Origin of the sequence: Gordonia aquimaris, assembly GCF_026262595.1 — a bacterium.
GTDB classification, from domain to species: Bacteria; Actinomycetota; Actinomycetes; order Mycobacteriales; family Mycobacteriaceae; genus Gordonia; species Gordonia tangerina.
In genome coordinates this window covers 25077-42617 of sequence record NZ_JAPKFM010000030.1, presented here as the reverse complement: position 1 = coordinate 42617, position 17541 = coordinate 25077, and the positions used below count along the sequence as shown (strand labels likewise).

The window sequence follows — 17541 nt, the reverse complement described above, 5'->3', positions numbered from 1 at the left end:
CCGTGGGGCGTTCAACCCTGTGCCGTCCAATTCTGCGTCGCTGTCGATTCCGTTTGCGTCGCCTCGGGTGCTCGTCCACGCGCGCGGCGTGCGCCCGCCGTGAACCACCTCAGAGAGAACCTAGTATGCCGTCTCACCGCGAACAAAAACCCGATGACCGCGATCACGATGGCCACGGTGAGAGGCCAGTCCCCCAGCCGCGTCGCGAGCGTGCGGTCGTTGTGCAACGGAAGCCGACTCGACAACACCGCCGGCGTGAAGATCCCGCTCTCTGCGATGATCATCCCGTCGGGGTCGATGATCGCGCTGACGCCGCTCGTCGCGGCCACGACGGCGGCGCGGCCGTGTTCGACCGCACGCACCTGGGACATGGCCAACTGCTGGTAGGTCATCTCGGTGCGTCCGAAGGTCGCGTTGTTGGTCGGGATGTAGAGAATCTGCGCGCCGTCATCGACCGCCTTGCGCGCCGACCGGTCGAAGGCCACCTCCCAACATGTCGACACTCCTACCTGCACCGATCCCGACCGTCCCGGCACGGTGAGACTCGAGGACCCCGAACCCGGCCGAAAATCACCCGCGAGGTCCGCATAAGACGAGAACAGGCGGAAGAAGCCACGCCACGGCAGGTACTCGCCGAACGGCTGGATGATGTGTTTGTCGTACCGGTCGACCGGACCGCGTTGTTGATCCCACACCAGCACCGTGTTCGTGTAATGGCCGTCGGGGTTCATGACCAGAGTGCCGACCAGGATCGGTGCGCCCACCGACACCGACGCCGCGGTGATCTCTGCCGCCGCGTCCGGGTTGGTGAGCGGAGAGATGTCGGATGCGTTCTCCGGCCACGCCACGAAATCAGGTTGATCGGCGGTGCCTGCGCGGACCGCCGCCGCGAGCATCTCGGTTTGCCGGACGTGATTGTCGAGGACCGCGCGACGCTGGGCGTTGAAATCCAGACCGAGGCGCGGGACGTTGCCCTGCACCGCCGCGACACGCACCGATGCCGATGCCACATTGCGATCGACGGTGTCCGGTGTCAGCGCGATGGCGGCCACCGGACCGACAAGGGCCAACACCACGGCGATCGCCGCGGTGCGGACGGTGCGGCGGCCATGATGCTCACCGTCGCGGACCGCCCGGATCATCACCTGACACAACCAGACGATCGAGGCACCCAACAACGCGACGGCGGCCGAGAGCCCCGGCGCGCCCGCAACCGAGGCCAACGGCAGCAGCGGGCCGTCGACCTGGCTGAACGCAGTCCTCCCCCAGGGAAAGCCGCCGAACGGGAACGCCGACCGTAATGCCTCCACCAGTAGCCACGACAGGGTGAACCAGACCGGAGGCACGGGTAGCCGCATGCTGACCACGGCGATGAGTCCGAACAGGGCGGTGTAGACGGCCAGGGCGGCGGCGAGCGCGAGCCACGGCAGCGGCCCGACATACACGCCGATCCAGGGCAGCAATGGCACGAAGAATGCCGCTCCGAACACGAAGCCGAGCCACAGTCCGGTACGGGCGCGCGGACGTCCGGTACCGAGAACAGCGGCGAGCAGTCCGAGGCCGACGACGGCCAGGAACCAGAGGTTGCGCGGTGGGAAGGCCGCCCACATCGCGATACCGGCGACCACGGCGACCAGTGTCCGCAGCAGCAGGATCATCCGATCGGAGCCGGGTCGCCACCGGCCGCCGGTCACGTCCCGCCGCCGTCGAGGACCCCGATGTCGAACAGCACGTCGTCGCGGTGCACGGTCCGCACGCAGCGGGGCAGGCGCGCATCGGGCGCGATGTCGGGCAGTGCCGGGACCCGCGATCGCGGGTCGGTGGACCACCGCTGCACACTCGCACGCGACCCCGCGACCACGAGATCGTCGATATCCCACACCGCGTAGCTCGCCGGAGCCCCAGGCACCAGGGTGCCGGTGAGCCCGTCGTTGACCCCTGCGGCGCGCCAGCCGCCCCGGGTCGCCGCGGCAAACGCGCCGCGTGCCGAGATCGCATTGTGCGGTTGATGATGATGGACCGCCGCGCGGATCGACGACCACGGGTCGATCGGGGTGACCGGTGCGTCGGAGGAGAACGACAGGACGACGCCCTGCCGGGCGTGTCCGGCGAAGTTGTTCAGCCCCACCGCCCGCGCACGTCCCAGCCGCTGTTCATACAGGTCACCACTGCCGCCCCAGGCCGCATCGAACTGCGGCTGCATGCTCGCGACGACGCCACAGCGCGCGAGGACCGCGGCCTGCTGGTCAGAGACCATCTCGGCGTGCTCGATGCGGTGCGCACATCGCGCCAGCGCCGGAGTGCCCAGTTCGGCGGCGAGTTCGTCAAATGCCGCCACCACCGACGCAGTGGCGGCGTCCCCGATCACGTGGAAACCGGCTTGGATGCCGATGTCGGTGCAGGCCCGGATGTGGTCGCGGATCGTCGCGTAGTCGAGATAGCTGATACCGGTCTGCCCGGGTTCATCGTGATAGGGCTCGGTCAGCCATGCGGTGTGCGAGCCGAACGCCCCGTCGATGAAGAGGTCACCGGCCAGCGCGTCGGCACGACTGATGGCCAGGAGCTCGCGGGCATGATCGGCGCTGCCGACCGGCTGACCCCAGTATCGGCGCACCTCCATCGGGTGATCGAGATCGGCGAGGGCGAGGAAGTCGTCGAGCCCACTGATGTCGGGACCGCCGTTCTCGTGAACGGCCACCACCCCGTGTGCCGCGGCATGGTCGAGCGCACGCCGTTGCGCGCGGGCGCGCTGCGCGGCCGTCACCAACTGGCGAGCAGCGCCACGGACCAGATGGTGGGCTTCGGCGACCAGCGGCTCTTCGGGGTGATAACCGGCAGCATCGGCCAGATCGGGCACCAGGCGTCGCAGCGCGCTCGACGCGACTGCCGAGTGCTCGTCGATCCGTGCGAGATAGGTGGGGAGGTTGCCGACCACCGCGTCGATCTCGGTCGTCGTCGGAAACCGGCGATCATCGGGATCGGTGCCCGACCACGACGAATCGTCCCACCCGAGACCCCAGATCAAATCGCCCTCGTCGGTGCCGGCGGCGTACTCGGCAACCCGGCGCAGACAATCCGATCGGTCAGTGGTGCCGCTGAGGGCCAGCCCCGCCAATGCGAGTCCGGTGGAGGTCAGGTGCACGTGGGAGTCGACGAAACCCGGGGACACGAAGCGGCCGCCGAGGTCGATGATCTGTGCATCGGGATGCAACGCCCGGCCGACTTCGTCACTGCCCACCCAGACGACGACGCCGTCGGTGACGGCCATTGCCGTCGCATCGGGAGCGGACGGCGAATACACAGCTCCACCGAGAAGCAATTCCGTGGTCACGGTCGTCCAGTGTGCCCTGCCACGGGTCGGGACGGGTCAGTGGCCCCGCGGCAGCCGACGGTCATCGGGGTTGGTCCTCGGCGGTGTCGAAACCGTCGCCTCGGAGTCCACCACGGTTCCGTCGACGACAGTGCCACCGCGCACATAGATACCCGAGGCATACAGCCCGGCTCGATCCATGCTCGCGGCGAAACTCTTGGCGCCCGCCGCGGCCACCACCGGGCGCAGGGCCCGCCGCACGGGCGGAATCAGGAGCAGCAGGCCCGCCGCCGTCGAGACGACGCCCGGGATCACCATCAGCATCGTCGCCCCGGCCAGCAGCGCGGTGTCGGTGAGCGGCCCACGTGGGTCGACCTCGTTGCGCGAGGCCCGTCGCAGTTGAGCGAAGACCTTACGTCCCTGCTGCCGCAGGAGCAGCAGGCCCGCCGCGACTGCGCCCACCGTGATGAGCACTGCCCAGCCGAAACCGAGGAAGTGGGTCATCGCGACGAATGCGCCGATCTCGATCGCGATATAGGCGATCACTAACAGCATTCGCATCTTCAGCACTGCCTTCCCGGGACCATCCGCACACCGACCACCCGTCGGTGGGTGTCTCTCTGATGGGTACAACGACGCAGTGCGGTGGTTCTCTCCCGATTCGACCGATTTTCTCGATCCGGAGCGGTCGGCCTCAGCCGTCGCGGCCCTCGATATCACCTTCGGTCTGCAGGTACACCTGCCGCAACCGATCGAGCATCTCTGCCGGTGGCGCCTCCCAGAGATCCCGTTCCACCGCCTCGAGGAGTCGTTCGGCGATGCCGTGCAGAGCCCACGGATTCGACTGCTGCATGAACCGCTGATTGTCCTCGTCAAGGACGTAGGACTCGGTGAGCTTCTCGTACATCCAGTCGGCGACCACATTGGTGGTGGCGTCGTATCCGAACAGGTAGTCCACGGTCGCCGCCATCTCGAACGCACCCTTGTAGCCGTGGCGCTGCATGGCCGAGATCCAGCGGGGATTGATCACGCGGGCCCGGAAGACGCGGCTGGTCTCCTCCGACAGCGTGCGCGTGCGCACCGAGTCCGGCCGCGTGCTGTCACCGATGTAGGCGTCCGGATCGTTGCCCGTCAGCGCGCGTACCGTGGCGACCATGCCGCCGTGGTACTGGAAGTAATCGTCGGAATCGGCGATGTCGTGTTCGCGGGTGTCGGTGTTCTTGGCGGCCACCGCGATGCGGCGGTAGGCGGCGCGCATGTCCTCGACTGCCGGGACTCCCGCCAGGTCACGCCCGTAGGCGTAGCCACCCCACTCCGTGTAGACCTGGGCGAGGTCGGCGTCGCTACGCCATTCGCGGGAGTCGATCAGCTGGAGCAGACCGGCCCCATAGGTACCCGGCTTGGACCCGAAGATGCGGGTCTGCGCCCGTCGCCGGTCACCGTGTTCGGCGGTGGCCGAGCGCACGTGGGCCGCGACGAAGTTCTGCTCGTCGGGTTCGTCGGCGGCCGCGGCCAGCGCGACTGCGTCGTCGAGCATGGTGACCACGTGCGGGAAGGCATCGCGGAAGAAGCCCGAGATGCGGACGGTGACGTCGATACGCGGCCGACCGAGTTCCTCGAGCCCGATCAGCTCCAGGTCCGACACCCGGCGCGACGCCTCATCCCAGACCGGCATCACGCCGAGCAGGGCGAGCACCTCGGCGATGTCGTCGCCGGAGGTGCGCATCGCGCTGGTACCCCACACCGACAGGCCCACCGAGGCCGGATAGGTGCCGTGATCGTCGAGGTAGCGCGTCAGCAGCGAGTCGGCCAGCGCGCGGCCGGTCTCCCACGCCAGCCGGGAGGGCACCGCCTTGGGATCGACCGAGTAGAAATTGCGACCGGTCGGCAAGACGTTGATCAGACCTCGCAGCGGTGAACCGCTGGGACCGGCTTCGATGAAGCGGCCGTCGAGTGCCCGCAGCACCTGATCGATTTCGCGGCGGGTCTGACGCAGCCGCGGAACCACCTCGGTGGCTGCAAACGACAGGACGTCGGCGACCGCGGCCGGGTGCTCGGCAGCAGCATCGGCGACCGACGCCGGTGACCAGTCATCCTTGGCGCACGTGGCGACCAGCGTGCGCGCGGTGGTCTCGATGTCGTCGACGCTGCCCCGGGCGGCCGAGCCGTCTTCGGCGAGTCCGAGTGCCTCACGCAATCCCGGCAATGACTGGGCGCCGCCCCAGATCTGACGGGCCCGCAGCATCGCGAGCACCAGGTCGACCTCGTTGTCATCGGTCGGTGCCTGCCCGAGCACATGCAGGCCGTCGCGGATCTGGACGTCCTTGATCTCACACAACCAGCCGTCCACGTGCAGCAGCATGTCGTCGAACACCTCCTCGTCGGGGCGTTCGGTCAGTCCGAGGTCATGATCCATCTTGGCGGCGGTGAGCAGGGTCCAGATCTGCTGACGGATCGCCGGGAGCTTGGCCGGATCGAGTGCGGAGATGTTGGCGTGTTCGTCGAGCAGCTGCTCGAGGCGGGCGATGTCGCCATACGTTTCGGCCCGCGCCATCGGCGGGATGAGGTGGTCGACGAGCACGGCGTGCGCGCGGCGCTTGGCCTGGGTGCCCTCGCCGGGATCGTTGACGAGGAACGGATAGATCATCGGGACGTCACCGAGTGCGGCGTCGGTACCGCAGTCGGCCGACATGCCCAGCGTCTTGCCGGGCAGCCACTCCAGGTTGCCGTGCTTGCCCACGTGCACGATGGCGTCTGCGCCGAAGCCGTCGATCTCGCCGGGTGCTCGGCCGGTGAGCCACCGGTACGACGCCAGGTAGTGGTGCGACGGAGGAAGATCCGGGTCGTGGTAGATCGCCACCGGATTCTCGCCGAATCCGCGGGGCGGCTGCACCATCAGCACGATGTTGCCGAACCGCATCGCCGCGACGACGATGTCGCCGTCCGGGTTGACCGAGCGGTCGACGAACAGTTCGCCCGGGGCCGGACCCCAATGCTCCTCGACCGCGGAACGCAATGGCTCTCCGAGCGTGGCGAACCACCGGCGATAGTCCGCGGCCGACACCCGGATCGGGTTGGCGGCCAGGGTTTCCTCGGTGAGCCAGTCCGAATCCTGTCCCCCGGCCTCGATGATCGCGTGGATCAGTGCGTCGGAGTCGGCCTCGGCGAGGCCCGGGATAGCGTCGGGTCCCTGACCCGGCCCGATGTCGTATCCCGCGGAGCGCAAGGCGTCCAGCAGATGCAGCAGGCTGCGTGGGGTGTCAAGTCCCACCGCGTTGCCGATCCGCGCGTGTTTGGTCGGATAGGCCGACAGCATCAGGGCGATGCGGCGGTCGGCGGGTGCCGTGTGGCGTAGTCGGGCATGGGCGACCGCGATACCGGCCACCCGCGCGCACCGCTCGTGGTCGGGCTGGTACCAGGGCAGCCCGTCGTCGTCGAACTCCTTGAACGAGAACGGCACGGTGATGATGCGGCCGTCGAACTCGGGTACCGCGACCTGAGTGGCCACGTCCAGCGGCGACAAGCCGTCGTCCGTGGCCGCCCAGTCGGCGCGCGAACTCGTCAAACACAAGCCCTGCAGGATCGGGACGTCCAGCGCGGCCAGGCGCTCGATGTTCCAGGCGTCGTCGTCTCCACCGGCGGCTGCGGTCGCGGGGGTGGCACCGCCCGCAGCGAGCACGGTGACGACCAGCGCGTCGGCGGTACCGAGCAGCTCGATCAGATCGTCGGGTGCGGTTCGCAGCGACGCACAGAAGATCGGCAGCGCCCGCGCGCCCTTGGCCTCGATCGCTGCGCAGAGGGCATCGACGTATTTCGTGTTCCCGGCGAGGTGCTGGGCGCGGTAGTACAGCACGGCAACGGTCGGCGCGCTCGTATCGGGTGTCGCCGCGGCGCGATCGAGCACGCCCCAGGCCGGTGTCTGCGCGGGCGACTCGAAACCGATGCCGGTCAGGAGCACTGTGTCGGACAGGAAGTTGTGCAGGTTGACGAAGTTCGCCACGCCCCCGGCGGCCAGATAGTTGTGTGCTTGCGCCACCACCCCGGCAGGCACCGTCGATCGCGCCATCAGGTCGGGATCGGGCTGCTGTTCACCCGAGCACACCACCAGTGGTTTTCCTGTTGCCGCGACCGCGGCCAGGCCGTCCTCCCACGCCCGGACACCCCCGAGAATCCGGACGACGATGAGATCGGTCCCGGCCGCGAGCTCGTCGATGTCCTCTACGAGGATCCGGGAGGGGTTGGCACCGCGCAGCTCCGCGCCGCTCGCGGCAGCGGTGATGAGGTCGGTGTCCGAGGTCGAGAGCAGCAGGATCATCAGATCTCCTCGCCGGGAGGCGCGCCCGGTGCGTCGTGGAGCCCGGATTCGGGCTCTGTGGGGTGTTGGCGTGTGGTGCGGCGAGGGGGTAGGTCTGACTCCGGCCTTCCGGCCGTCACAGTGGCGCGACCGTGCCGGACTCCCACCGGCTTCTGCCGCCCTCGATGCGTTCAGCCTAGGACAGTGACCCGCAGTGCAGGCGCCTACCCTGGAGGATGTGCCCGAAGCCGACCGTCGTACCGCCGCCGACCGCTGCCCAGGGGTGTTCGACACCCACTCGGCGGCAGATGGCGCCGTCGCCCGGATCCGGTTAACGGGTGGACGGCTGCGTCCCGACCAGTTGCAGCGACTCGCACATTCCGCAGCCGAGTTCGGTGATGGTTTTCTCGAGCTCACCGCGCGCGCGAACCTGCAGATCCGGGGCATCAACGATGTCGACGGCGTGGCCGGCGAGGTCGTCGCGGCGGGTCTGGCACCCAGTGGTGCCCATGACAAGATCCGCAACATCGCCCTGAGCCCATTGACGGGCCGGATCGGCGGGTTGGTGGACGCTGCGCCGATCGCCGACGCACTCGATGCGCGACTGCGGGCCGACGCATGGGCGACGAGCCTCTCGGGTCGTTTCCTGTTCGGCGTCGACGACGGCCGCGGCGACGTCGCCGGGCGTCGGCCCGACGTCTGCGCGGTGGTGCGCGAAACCGCGACACCGGACGCCGGAGGTGACGTCGGCCCGCACCTACCGGCTGCAGATCAAAGCCCTACAGATCCGAACCCTGCCGACCCGAACCCTGCCGACCTGATCGGGGCGGACCTGGTCGTGGGCGGCGTACCGGTCGGTTCGGCACGCGGCATCGATCCCATCGTGGCGGCGATGTGTGAGATCGCGCTCGACATGCGTGACATCGATCCGAACGCCTGGCGGGTCGGTGACCTCGCCGTAGATGAGCGCACTCGCCTCGAGAGCCGGGCGCGTGCCCGTTTGGCTCCGCCCGTCGGTGGCTCATTCGACCACGAACCGGCGGCGCCAGTCGTCGGATGGTTCGACCAGGACGACGGTCAGGTCCTGTTGGGCGCAGTGGTGGAACTGGGTCGATTGCCGGCCCGATTGGCCGAATTCCTGGCCGCCGTCGACGCCCCGATCGTGCTCACCCCCGATCGCGAGATCCTGTTGTGTGATCTCGATGAGGGGGTGGCGGAGACGGGGGTCCGCGTGCTCGCGCCGATGGGGTTGATCTTCGACGCGTCCTCGCCGTGGGTGCGGGTGACCTGCTGTGTGGGTGCGCCGGGTTGCGCGAAGTCGCACGCCCCGGTGCGAGATGACCTACTGGCCCGAGTGCGGTCCGGCGACCCCGTCGACGACCGCGAGCACTGGGTGGGTTGCCCGCGTGGCTGCGGTTCGCCCACCGGGCCGCACGAGTTCGTTCAGGCCGGTCCCGACGGCGAGTACCGCTCCGCCCGTCGATAGGCTCTAGCGCACCATGACCGACTACCTGCGTGACGGCCCCGCGATCTATCGCCAGTCCTTTGCCACCATTCGTGCGGAGTCTGATCTGTCCGCGTTCTCCCCCGACGTGGCGGGCGTGGTGGTCCGGATGATCCATGCCTGCGGCCAGACCGACCTCACCGACAACGTGGTCGCGACCGACGGCGTGGTCCGCGCAGCGCGAACGGCGTTGCGCGGTGGGGCGCCCATCCTCTGCGACGCATCGATGGTCGCCTCCGGGATCACCCGCAAGCGTCTGCCCGCCGACAACGACGTTCGGTGCCATCTGTCCGAACCGACGCTGCCGAGCCTCGCCGAACAGCTCGGAACCACCCGAACCGCAGCCGCCCTGGAGTTCTGGCGGCCCAGCCTGGCGGGCGCGGTGGTTGCGATCGGCAATGCGCCCACCGCACTGTTCGCATTGCTCGACATGATCGACGCCGGTGCGCCCCGGCCGGCCGCGATCGTGGGTGCGCCGGTCGGATTCGTCGGCGCCGCAGAATCCTGCGCGGCGCTGGCAGCGCGCGAGGACCTCGAATTCATCACGGTGACCGGCCGGCGCGGTGGCTCGGCCATCACCGCCGCGGCGGTCAATGCGCTCGCGAGTCCCGAGGAGTGACGATGAGCGGAAAACTCTGGGGCATCGGACTGGGCCCCGGCGACAGCGAACTGGTGACCGTCAAGGCCGCCCGGGTGATCGAATCCGCGGATGTCGTCGCCTATCACTGCGCACGTCACGGCAACAGCATCGCCCGCTCGGTGGCGCAGCCCTATCTGCGTGACGGGCAGCTCGAGGAACGTCTGATGTACCCGGTGACCACCGAGGGCACGGACCATCCCGGCGGCTATGACGGGGCGCTGCGCGACTTCTACGCGGCCAGTGCCGAACGACTCGCCGGCCACCTGCGGGCCGGCCGTGATGTGGTCCTCCTCGCCGAGGGGGATCCGTTGTTCTTCAGTTCGTACATGCATATGCACAAGCGGCTCGCCGGTGAGTTCGACGCGGAGATCATCCCCGGCGTGACCTCGGTCAGTGCCTCGTCGGCCGCGGTGGGCATCCCGTTGGTGGAGGGCGAGGAGACGCTGACCGTGGTGCCGGGCACGCTGGGTTCGCAGGCGCTGATCTCCCGGTTCCGCACGGCCGAGGCGATCGCGGTGATGAAGCTGGGCCGGACGTTCACGCGGGTGCGCGATGCCCTCGAGTCGGCCGGTCGGCTCGACGAGGCGTGGTACGTCGAACGTGCCTCCACCCGGGTGCAACGTGTACTTCCGGTCTCGGAGGTGAACCCTGAAGAGGTGCCGTACTTCTCGATGATCGTGGTGCCCGGGCCACGCAACAACCCACGCCACGACGAAGCCTCGGGGCGCGGTGAGGTCGTGGTGGTGGGACTCGGTCCCGGCGCCGACGAACACACCACACCGGCAGTGCAGGTGGAACTGGCGCTGGCAACCGACCTCGTCGGATACAAGACCTATCTCGCGCGGGTCACCCCGCGACCGGGCCAGCGGATTCACGCCAGCGACAACCGGGTGGAAGCCGAACGCGCGGCATTCGCGCTCGATCTCGCCGCCCGCGGCGCGCGCGTTGCCGTGGTGTCCTCGGGCGATCCCGGGGTGTTCGCGATGGCCAGCGCCGTCGCGGAGGTCGCGGCCGAGTCCCGCTGGCATGACGTGCCGGTCCGCGTCCAACCAGGTGTCACGGCCGCGAACGCGGTCGCGGCGGCGGTGGGCGCCCCGCTCGGTCATGACTACGCGGTGATCTCCCTGTCCGATCGCCTCAAACCGTGGGACATGATCGAGCATCGGCTTCGTGCTGCGGTGGGTGCCGACCTCGTGGTGGCGATCTACAACCCCGGTTCGGCCGCCCGCACCTGGCAGGTCGCTCGGCTGCGCGAGGTGCTGCGGGAAATGGTGTCCGATGACCGGGTCGTGGTACTCGGACGCGACGTCGGCGGGCCGGAGGAATCGTTGTGCACCACCACGGTCGGAGCACTCGACCCGGCGGTCGTCGACATGCGCACGTTGCTGATCATCGGGTCGCCGGCCACCACGGTGGTCAGCCGCTCCGGTGGCGATCTGACCTACACCCCACGGCGCCACGACGCCTGACCCACCTCGCCCCGCTCCTGCCTCGTCGAGTGGGTGCCGTTTTCCGTTGACTGGGCGCTGTTGTCCGTTGACCGGGCGCTGTTTTCCGTCGACTGGGTATACACGCAATTGCAGACGGCTTGTCGCCGACCGTCCGCGGAGCGGGATCATGCATTCAGGTGCGCGATCCACTCCTTGGCCGCCGCCGCAGTGTGCACCGCGGTGCCCAGAGCCGGTTCGGGTGGCCGCTGCACCATCACCACCGGCACACCGAGCTCGGCGGCCGCGGTGAGCTTCGCTCGGGTCAGATCTCCTCCGCTGTTCTTGGTGACCAGGACGTCGATCGAATTCTCGCGCAACAACGTCAGCTCACCGCTCAGGTCGTAGGGGCCCCGCGACCGGACAATCTGATGGCGCGGCGGAAGTGGGCAGGTCGGCGGATCGACCACCCGGATGAGAAACCAGGCGTCGGCATTGTCGGCGAATACGCCCACGTCCTGACGTCCGGTGGTGAGCAAGACCCGAAGACGCCGCCCAGCCGAGTCCATCCCAGACGGGTCCACCCCCGCGAGATGGGCGACTGTGCGGTCGGCGACCGCGCGTGCGGCTTCGCCGATGTCGGCCACCTGCTCCCACCGGTCACTCTCGGATGGCTGCCATGCCGGCCGGCGCAGCCGCAGCAACGGTGTGCCCAGTTGTTCGGCAGCACCCGCCGCATGCTCGGACATGGTCCGGGCGAACGGATGCGTGGCATCGACGACGGCGGCGACGTCGTGCTCACGTAGCCATCCGACGAGGCCCTCGACTCCGCCGAACCCGCCGATCCGCACCGGCCCGACCGGAAGCCGCGGGTCACGCACCCGACCCGCCAGGGAACTCACGACCGGGATGCCGGCGGCGTGCAGGTCCGCGGCGAGCGAACGCGCCTCGGCGGTCCCGCCCAGAAGCAGGACGGGCCGGTCAGCCATCGGTGCGCAGCTTGGTCATCCGGGCTTGTGAGTAGAGGTAGCTCTCGCTGAGGCCAGGCTGCGAGTCCGGGTCGAGGATGTTGCCGACGAAGATCACCGCGGTCCGCCGGATCCCCGCGGCCGCCAGCGCATCCGGCAACTCGTCGAGCGGGCACCGCACGATCTGCTGGTCCGGGCGGCTGGCGAAGGCCACGGTGGCCGTGGGACAGTGCTTGCCGTAGTGGACAGCCAGGATATCGGCGATCTCCGTTGCACGGTGCGCGGCGAGATGCAGAGCCAGGGTGACGCCGGTTGCCGCGAGGCGGTCGAGTTCCTCCCCCGGTGGCATGTCGGTCGACAATGTCGACACCCGCGTGATGAGCAGGCTCTGGCCCACCCCTGGGACGGTGAGTTCGGCGTCGAGGGCTGCCGCGGCGGCGGCGAAAGCGGGTACGCCGGGCACGACCTCCACGGGTATCCGGTGCGCGGCGAGCGCACGTCGCTGCTCGGTCATCGCCGAATACAACGACGGGTCGCCGGAGTGTAGACGGGCGACGTCGTGACCGGCTGTGTGCGCGTCGACGATGTGGGACACGATCTGTGACAGGGGCATTCGTGCGGTGTCGATGAGGTCGGCGCCCGGTGGGCACCGGTCGAGCAGTTCGGTGGGGACCAACGAACCGGCATACAGGCAGGTCTGACACCGGCCGAGGACTTCCGCGCCGCGGACCGTGATGAGATCGGCGGCGCCGGGACCGGCGCCGATGACGTAGAGGGTCACGGGCGGTCCACCACCCACTGCACGATCGGCAGGGCGGGCCGCCAGGTGGTCATCGAGCCCAGTGCCGCGGCCGTCTCCACCATGTGGCGTCGCAGCGATCCACCATGTCGCGCATACCATTCGGTGAGCAGCGTTTGATTTTCCAGCGTCACAGCATTGGCGACGAGCCGCCCCCCGCTCGGGGCCAGTTCCCACACTGCGGTGAGCAGGTCGTCGTCGAGTCCGCCGCCGATGAAGACGGCATCGGGCTCCGGGGCGGTGGCGCAGTCCGATGGCGCGGCACCACGGACCGTGAGCCGCTCGTGCACACCGTGCCGGACGGCGTTGTCGTGAAGTCGCTGTCGGCGTTCGGCATCGATCTCGAAGGCCATCGCTCGCCCGGTCGGTTCGGCCCTGAGCCATTCGATGGCCACGCTGCCCGACCCTGAACCGATATCCCACAGCAGTTGTCGCCGACTGGGTGCGAGGGCCGAGACGGTGAGGGCGCGGATGGGTTGTTTGGTGATCTGACCGTCGTGGTCGTAGCCGTCGTCGGGTCGCCCGGGAGCCCGCGACCGGTGGGGGCCGACGCAGCCGATCGCGATGATGTTCAGGCGATCTCCGGGCGGTTCGACCCACGTGCGGGCGACGCCACGCATGACTCGCTCGTCGGGTCCGCCGAGCTGCTCCAGAACTGTCATCGATGACCAGCCGAAGCCGTTGGCGGTCAACAGTTTCGCCACCTCGTGCGGGGTGGTGTCGTCTCGGCTGAGGATGAGTAGTTCTCGATCGTCGTCGAGTTCGGCGCTCAGGGTCGCCACGTCGTGGGTGACGAGGCTGACCACCTGCACGTCGGTCAGATCCCAGCCCAGCCGTGCGCAGGCGAGCGCGGCACTCGACACCGTGGGCAGCACCCGGACACGATCGGAGCCGACAGCGCGCACGAGGGTGGTGCCCACGCCGTGAAACATCGGATCGCCGCTGGCCAGGATATGCCGCACACCGTCGTCTTCGTCGGTGATCAACCGGTTCAGGTGGGTGCTCATCGGCGATGTCCACGCCTCGGTACGCGCCGGCAGGTCGGGTAACAGGTCCAGCTGTCGGTGCGACCCGATGATGATCTCGGCGCCGGCGAGTTCGTCGCGCGCGCGGCGTCCGAGGCCCTCCCATCCGTCGGCGCCGATGCCGACCACCACAAACGTGCCGGTCACCGGGGCAGCCTCCGCCATATCGCGCGCGGCAACAGTCGCATGCCCACGAACACCGGACGCAGGATCGCCGGAATCCACACTTCCCCGCGGCCGCGCCGATAGGCGCGGGCGACGTCGACGGCCACCCGTTCGGCGTCGACCGAGAACGGTGCCGGCTTGACGCCGGCGGCCATCAAGTCCTTGGTCATCTCCCCGATGACGAAGCCCGGCCGGGCCAACAGCAGGCGGGCACCGCTGCCGTGTAGCGCATCTGCCAGCCCGCTCGCGAAGCCGTCGAGCCCCGCCTTGGTGGATCCGTACACGTAGTTGGCTCGGCGAGTACGGATTCCGGCGACCGACGAGAACACGATGAGCGTCCCGGAGGCCTGCGCTCGTAGCACCTGAGCGAGGGGGGTGAGCACGCTGATCTGCGCGAAGTAGTCGGTGTGCGCGATCTGCAGCGCGTGCGCGGTGTCGGTCTCCGCACGTGCCTGATCTCCGAGAATGCCGAACGCGATGATCGCGGCCTCGATGGGACCGTATCGGGCGGCGATCTCGCCGACGAGCTCCGGATGCGCGTCGGTGTCATCGGCGTCGAAGGCGACGGTGTGCACGGCGGCGGCGCCGGCAGCGAGCAGTTGCGCTGTCTGGGGCTCTAGATCGTCGGGGCGGCGGGCGGCGAGCACGACCTGCCGGCCGGCGCCGAGTTCGCGGGCCAGCGCCACCCCGATCTCACTGCGGCCACCGAACAAGACGATCGTCGCGGGCGTCGAAGTCGGGGCCATGGCTGTCAGTATCGCATCGCCCGCTAGCGTTGCAGCCATGACCCGCTCCGCTGCAGACCTGGGAATCGCCGCCACCGAGTTCCTCGCCGAACGTCACCTCGCGACGTTGGCGACGCTGCGCGCCGACGGTTCACCGCATGTGGTGGCGGTGGGGTTCACCTGGGACGGCGAGCACGGGCTGGCGCGCGTCATCACCTCCGACGGCAACCAGAAGGTGCGCAACGTCGAACGCACCCGCCGGGTCGCGGTGACCAACATCGAAGGGCCGCGCTGGCTGACGTTGGAGGGCGAGGCGGTGGTTCGACGCGAGCCGGATCGCGTTCGGGAGGCCGAGCGACGCTATGCCGAGCGCTATCGCGAGCCGAAGCCCAATCCGCGCCGCGTGGTCATCGAGATCACGGTGACGAAGGTGCTGGGCTCCTCGCGGATGTTCGCGTGATGTGACCGCTTTCGCGAGCCTCACAGCACCTGGAGGTCGTGCGGCCGGGTGTTCATCGGTTCGCAGCCGTCCTCGGTCACCACGACGATGTCCTCGATGCGCGCTCCCCAGCGTCCGTCGAAGTAGATTCCCGGCTCCACGCTGAACGCCATCCCGGCCCGCAGTTCGATGTCGTTGCCGCGCACGATGTACGGCTCCTCGTGCACCGACAACCCGATCCCGTGGCCAGTCCGGTGAATGAAGGCGTCGCCGAGACCGTGGTCGCGCAGATGGTCACGGGCAACGGCATCGATCGCCTCGGCGGTGACGCCGGGCCGCACCGCCTCGACAGCCTTGCGCTGGGCCTCCTGAAGCGCCGCATACGCATCCGCCACATCGGCGGCGGGTGCGCGGAAACAGTAGGTGCGGGTGGAGTCCGAGTTGTAGCCCGGGTCGACCGGTCCGCCGATGTCGATGACCACGATGTCGTCACCCTCGATCACCCGGTCGGAGAACTCGTGGTGCGGATCTGCGCCATGCGGCCCCGAACCGACGATGATGAACGCCGCCTCGCTGTGCCCCTCGTCGAGGATCGCGGCGCGGATGTCGTCGGCCACGGCGCGTTCGGTGCGCCCGGGAATGAGCCACTCCCCCATGCGGGCGTGCACCCGGTCGATGGCTGCGCCCGCGTGTCGCAACGCGTCGATCTCGCTGGTGTCCTTGGTCATTCGCAGCTCTCGCAGCACGTCAGTGGCCAGGGCGGGTATGGCACCGGTGCGAGCGGCGATCGGCACGACATGCAATGCCGGCATGGTGTCGCAGACCGCGACGCGGGCGGCTGCGGGCAGTCCCGCCAGAGCCATCGCATAGGGGTCCTCGCCGTCGACCCAGGCTGCCATCTCGATGTTGAGGTCGGCCAGCGCCGAATCCCGCACCGATGCCAACTCGAGTCGCGCGACGACGAGTCGCGGGTCCGCATCGGCCGGCACCACCAGTGCGGTGAGGCGTTCGAAGGTGTCGGCGCGCGAACCGGTGAGGTAGCGCAGATCCGGTCCGGTGGACACGACCAGCGCATCGAGACCGGCGGCCCGGGTGAGGGTGCGGGCGCGATCGAGCCGGTGTCGGTACACATCCGAAGCAAAGCGGTAGGCCATGGGCGCAGCCTACCGGCGCCGGTCGGTGTCACGTCACGCATGCCGGGCCACGGCGCATCCGACCATGACAGAGTTGGAGTATGTCTGGATCTCTGATGCTGCTCGACGGCGCGAGTCTGTGGTTCCGGTCCTACTTCGCCCTGCCGGAGAAGATGACGTCACCCGATGGCAGGCCGGTGAACGCCGTCCGCGGATTCGTGGACACCATCGCCGCGCTGGTCACGCGGGAGCAACCCACACGGCTCGTGGTGTGTCTGGATCTGGATTGGCGTCCGGCGTTCCGGACCGACCTGATCCCGTCCTACAAGGCGCACCGGGTCGCCGAGGAGGCGCCGCCCACCGCGGATGCAACCGAAGGCGGGCCCACCGGTGAGCGAACCGTCGACATCGAAGAGGTCCCAGACACCCTCACACCGCAGGTCGACATGATTCTCGACGTACTGCGCTGCGCCGGCATCGCGACCTCGGGGGCGCTCGGTTGTGAGGCCGACGATGTGATCGGCACCCTCGCCTACGACGAGTCGGTGGATCCGGTGGTCGTGGTCAGCGGTGACCGCGACCTGTTGCAGGTGGTCGCCGACGACCCGGTCGCGGTTCGGGTGCTCTACGTGGGACGCGGTCTGTCGAAGGCGGAGATGATGGGCCCCGTCGAGGTGGCCGAGAAATACTCCCTGCCCGTCGATCGGGCGGGTATGGCCTATGCCGAGATGTCGATGCTGCGCGGAGACCCGTCCGATGGGCTCCCGGGGGTCAGCGGGATCGGCGAGAAGACCGCAGCAAAGCTCATCACGGAGTTCGGTTCGCTCGATGCGCTGGAGGCCGCGGTCGGCGACTCGACGTCGTCGTTGACGCCACGAAATCGCAAGGCGTTGACGGCCGCGACGGAGTATCTCCGAGCCGCCCGGACCGTGGTCCTGGTGCGGACCGACGCGGAGACCATCGACAGCGGTGCCGACAGCCTGCCCACCGAACCGGCCGACGCGAACGGACTGGCCGATCTCGTCGACGAACTCGGCATCGGCGCCTCGGTGTCGAGGTTGGCCAAGGCACTCGGGTGGCCGACCACGCCGCGTGCGACATGAAGGCGAACA

At 68.9% G+C, this 17541-nt stretch carries 14 protein-coding genes; 5 read left to right on the top strand and 9 right to left on the bottom strand.

What is annotated here, in order from left to right:
• Positions 1-11: 11 nt before the first annotated feature.
• The 4 genes from lnt to cobN form a co-directional block, all read right to left on the bottom strand.
• Positions 12-1658 carry an apolipoprotein N-acyltransferase gene (lnt, locus tag OSB52_RS21505; protein ID WP_235724882.1) on the bottom strand — a complete coding sequence of 549 codons (1647 nt, stop codon included), beginning with the start codon at positions 1656-1658 and terminating at the stop codon, positions 12-14.
• A 32-nt stretch (positions 1659-1690) separates the two neighbouring features.
• Complete coding sequence (locus OSB52_RS21500; protein ID WP_235724790.1) at positions 1691-3331, bottom strand: amidohydrolase; 1641 nt, start codon at positions 3329-3331, stop codon at positions 1691-1693.
• A gap of 36 nt (positions 3332-3367) precedes the next feature.
• Positions 3368-3871, bottom strand: a complete 504-nt coding sequence (locus OSB52_RS21495; protein ID WP_235724791.1) for an FxsA family protein — start codon at positions 3869-3871, stop codon at positions 3368-3370.
• A gap of 133 nt (positions 3872-4004) precedes the next feature.
• Positions 4005-7625: a cobaltochelatase subunit CobN gene (gene cobN / locus OSB52_RS21490; protein WP_266063449.1), complete on the bottom strand. Its 3621-nt coding sequence runs from the start codon at positions 7623-7625 to the stop codon at positions 4005-4007.
• A 217-nt stretch (positions 7626-7842) separates the two neighbouring features.
• Here cobN and OSB52_RS21485 point away from each other — a divergent pair, with 217 nt between their 5' ends.
• The 3 genes from OSB52_RS21485 to OSB52_RS21475 are packed head-to-tail and all read left to right on the top strand — an operon-like array spanning position 7843 to position 11217.
• On the top strand, positions 7843-9090 hold the full coding sequence (locus OSB52_RS21485; protein ID WP_266063448.1) for a ferredoxin-like domain-containing protein: 1248 nt from the start codon (positions 7843-7845) through the stop codon (positions 9088-9090).
• 13 nt (positions 9091-9103) lie between these two features.
• A complete protein-coding gene (locus OSB52_RS21480; protein WP_266063447.1) occupies positions 9104-9727 on the top strand; it encodes a precorrin-8X methylmutase in 624 nt (207 codons plus the stop codon).
• Positions 9728-9729: 2 nt separating this feature from the next.
• Positions 9730-11217 carry a precorrin-2 C(20)-methyltransferase gene (locus OSB52_RS21475; protein ID WP_266063446.1) on the top strand — a complete coding sequence of 496 codons (1488 nt, stop codon included), beginning with the start codon at positions 9730-9732 and terminating at the stop codon, positions 11215-11217.
• Positions 11218-11363: 146 nt separating this feature from the next.
• On the opposite strand, the gene OSB52_RS21470 is transcribed toward OSB52_RS21475, so the two are convergent.
• From OSB52_RS21470 to dprE2, 4 genes are read right to left on the bottom strand one after another with little or no spacing between them, the layout of a single operon-like run.
• On the bottom strand, positions 11364-12164 hold the full coding sequence (locus tag OSB52_RS21470) for a cobalt-precorrin-6A reductase (protein ID WP_266063445.1): 801 nt from the start codon (positions 12162-12164) through the stop codon (positions 11364-11366).
• Positions 12157-12924, bottom strand: a complete 768-nt coding sequence (locus OSB52_RS21465; protein WP_235724799.1) for a cobalt-precorrin-4/precorrin-4 C(11)-methyltransferase — start codon at positions 12922-12924, stop codon at positions 12157-12159. Before OSB52_RS21465 ends, OSB52_RS21470 begins: the two co-directional genes overlap by 8 nt.
• Positions 12921-14132 (bottom strand): precorrin-6y C5,15-methyltransferase (decarboxylating) subunit CbiE, encoded by a 1212-nt coding sequence (gene cbiE / locus OSB52_RS21460; protein WP_235724801.1) that lies wholly within the window; start codon positions 14130-14132, stop codon positions 12921-12923. The genes OSB52_RS21465 and cbiE overlap by 4 nt, the downstream gene beginning before the upstream one ends.
• Positions 14111-14878: a decaprenylphospho-beta-D-erythro-pentofuranosid-2-ulose 2-reductase gene (dprE2, locus tag OSB52_RS21455; protein ID WP_235724802.1), complete on the bottom strand. Its 768-nt coding sequence runs from the start codon at positions 14876-14878 to the stop codon at positions 14111-14113. Before dprE2 ends, cbiE begins: the two co-directional genes overlap by 22 nt.
• Before the next feature lie 37 nt (positions 14879-14915).
• On the opposite strand from dprE2, the gene OSB52_RS21450 reads away from it, so the two are divergent.
• Positions 14916-15317 (top strand): PPOX class F420-dependent oxidoreductase, encoded by a 402-nt coding sequence (locus tag OSB52_RS21450; protein WP_235724804.1) that lies wholly within the window; start codon positions 14916-14918, stop codon positions 15315-15317.
• Between the two features lie 20 nt (positions 15318-15337).
• On the opposite strand, the gene OSB52_RS21445 is transcribed toward OSB52_RS21450, so the two are convergent.
• A complete protein-coding gene (locus OSB52_RS21445) occupies positions 15338-16450 on the bottom strand; it encodes a M24 family metallopeptidase (protein WP_235724805.1) in 1113 nt (370 codons plus the stop codon).
• Positions 16451-16545: 95 nt separating this feature from the next.
• Here OSB52_RS21445 and OSB52_RS21440 point away from each other — a divergent pair, with 95 nt between their 5' ends.
• Positions 16546-17532 carry a 5'-3' exonuclease gene (locus OSB52_RS21440; protein ID WP_235724883.1) on the top strand — a complete coding sequence of 329 codons (987 nt, stop codon included), beginning with the start codon at positions 16546-16548 and terminating at the stop codon, positions 17530-17532.
• The last annotated feature ends 9 nt before the right edge of the window (positions 17533-17541 follow it).

Bases quoted from the DNA above. Each gene is read 5' to 3' on its own strand.
- lnt (WP_235724882.1), bottom strand. From the start codon at position 1,658: ATGATCCTGCTGCTGCGGACACTGGTCGCCGTGGTCGCCGGTATCGCG.
- OSB52_RS21495 (WP_235724791.1), bottom strand. From the start codon at position 3,871: ATGCGAATGCTGTTAGTGATCGCCTATATCGCGATCGAGATCGGCGCA.
- cobN (WP_266063449.1), bottom strand. From the start codon at position 7,625: ATGATCCTGCTGCTCTCGACCTCGGACACCGACCTCATCACCGCTGCC.
- OSB52_RS21480 (WP_266063447.1), top strand. From the start codon at position 9,104: ATGACCGACTACCTGCGTGACGGCCCCGCGATCTATCGCCAGTCCTTT.
- OSB52_RS21475 (WP_266063446.1), top strand. From the start codon at position 9,730: ATGAGCGGAAAACTCTGGGGCATCGGACTGGGCCCCGGCGACAGCGAA.
- OSB52_RS21470 (WP_266063445.1), bottom strand. From the start codon at position 12,164: ATGGCTGACCGGCCCGTCCTGCTTCTGGGCGGGACCGCCGAGGCGCGT.
- cbiE (WP_235724801.1), bottom strand. From the start codon at position 14,132: ATGGCGGAGGCTGCCCCGGTGACCGGCACGTTTGTGGTGGTCGGCATC.
- dprE2 (WP_235724802.1), bottom strand. From the start codon at position 14,878: ATGGCCCCGACTTCGACGCCCGCGACGATCGTCTTGTTCGGTGGCCGC.
- OSB52_RS21450 (WP_235724804.1), top strand. From the start codon at position 14,916: ATGACCCGCTCCGCTGCAGACCTGGGAATCGCCGCCACCGAGTTCCTC.
- OSB52_RS21445 (WP_235724805.1), bottom strand. From the start codon at position 16,450: ATGGCCTACCGCTTTGCTTCGGATGTGTACCGACACCGGCTCGATCGC.
- OSB52_RS21440 (WP_235724883.1), top strand. From the start codon at position 16,546: ATGCTGCTCGACGGCGCGAGTCTGTGGTTCCGGTCCTACTTCGCCCTG.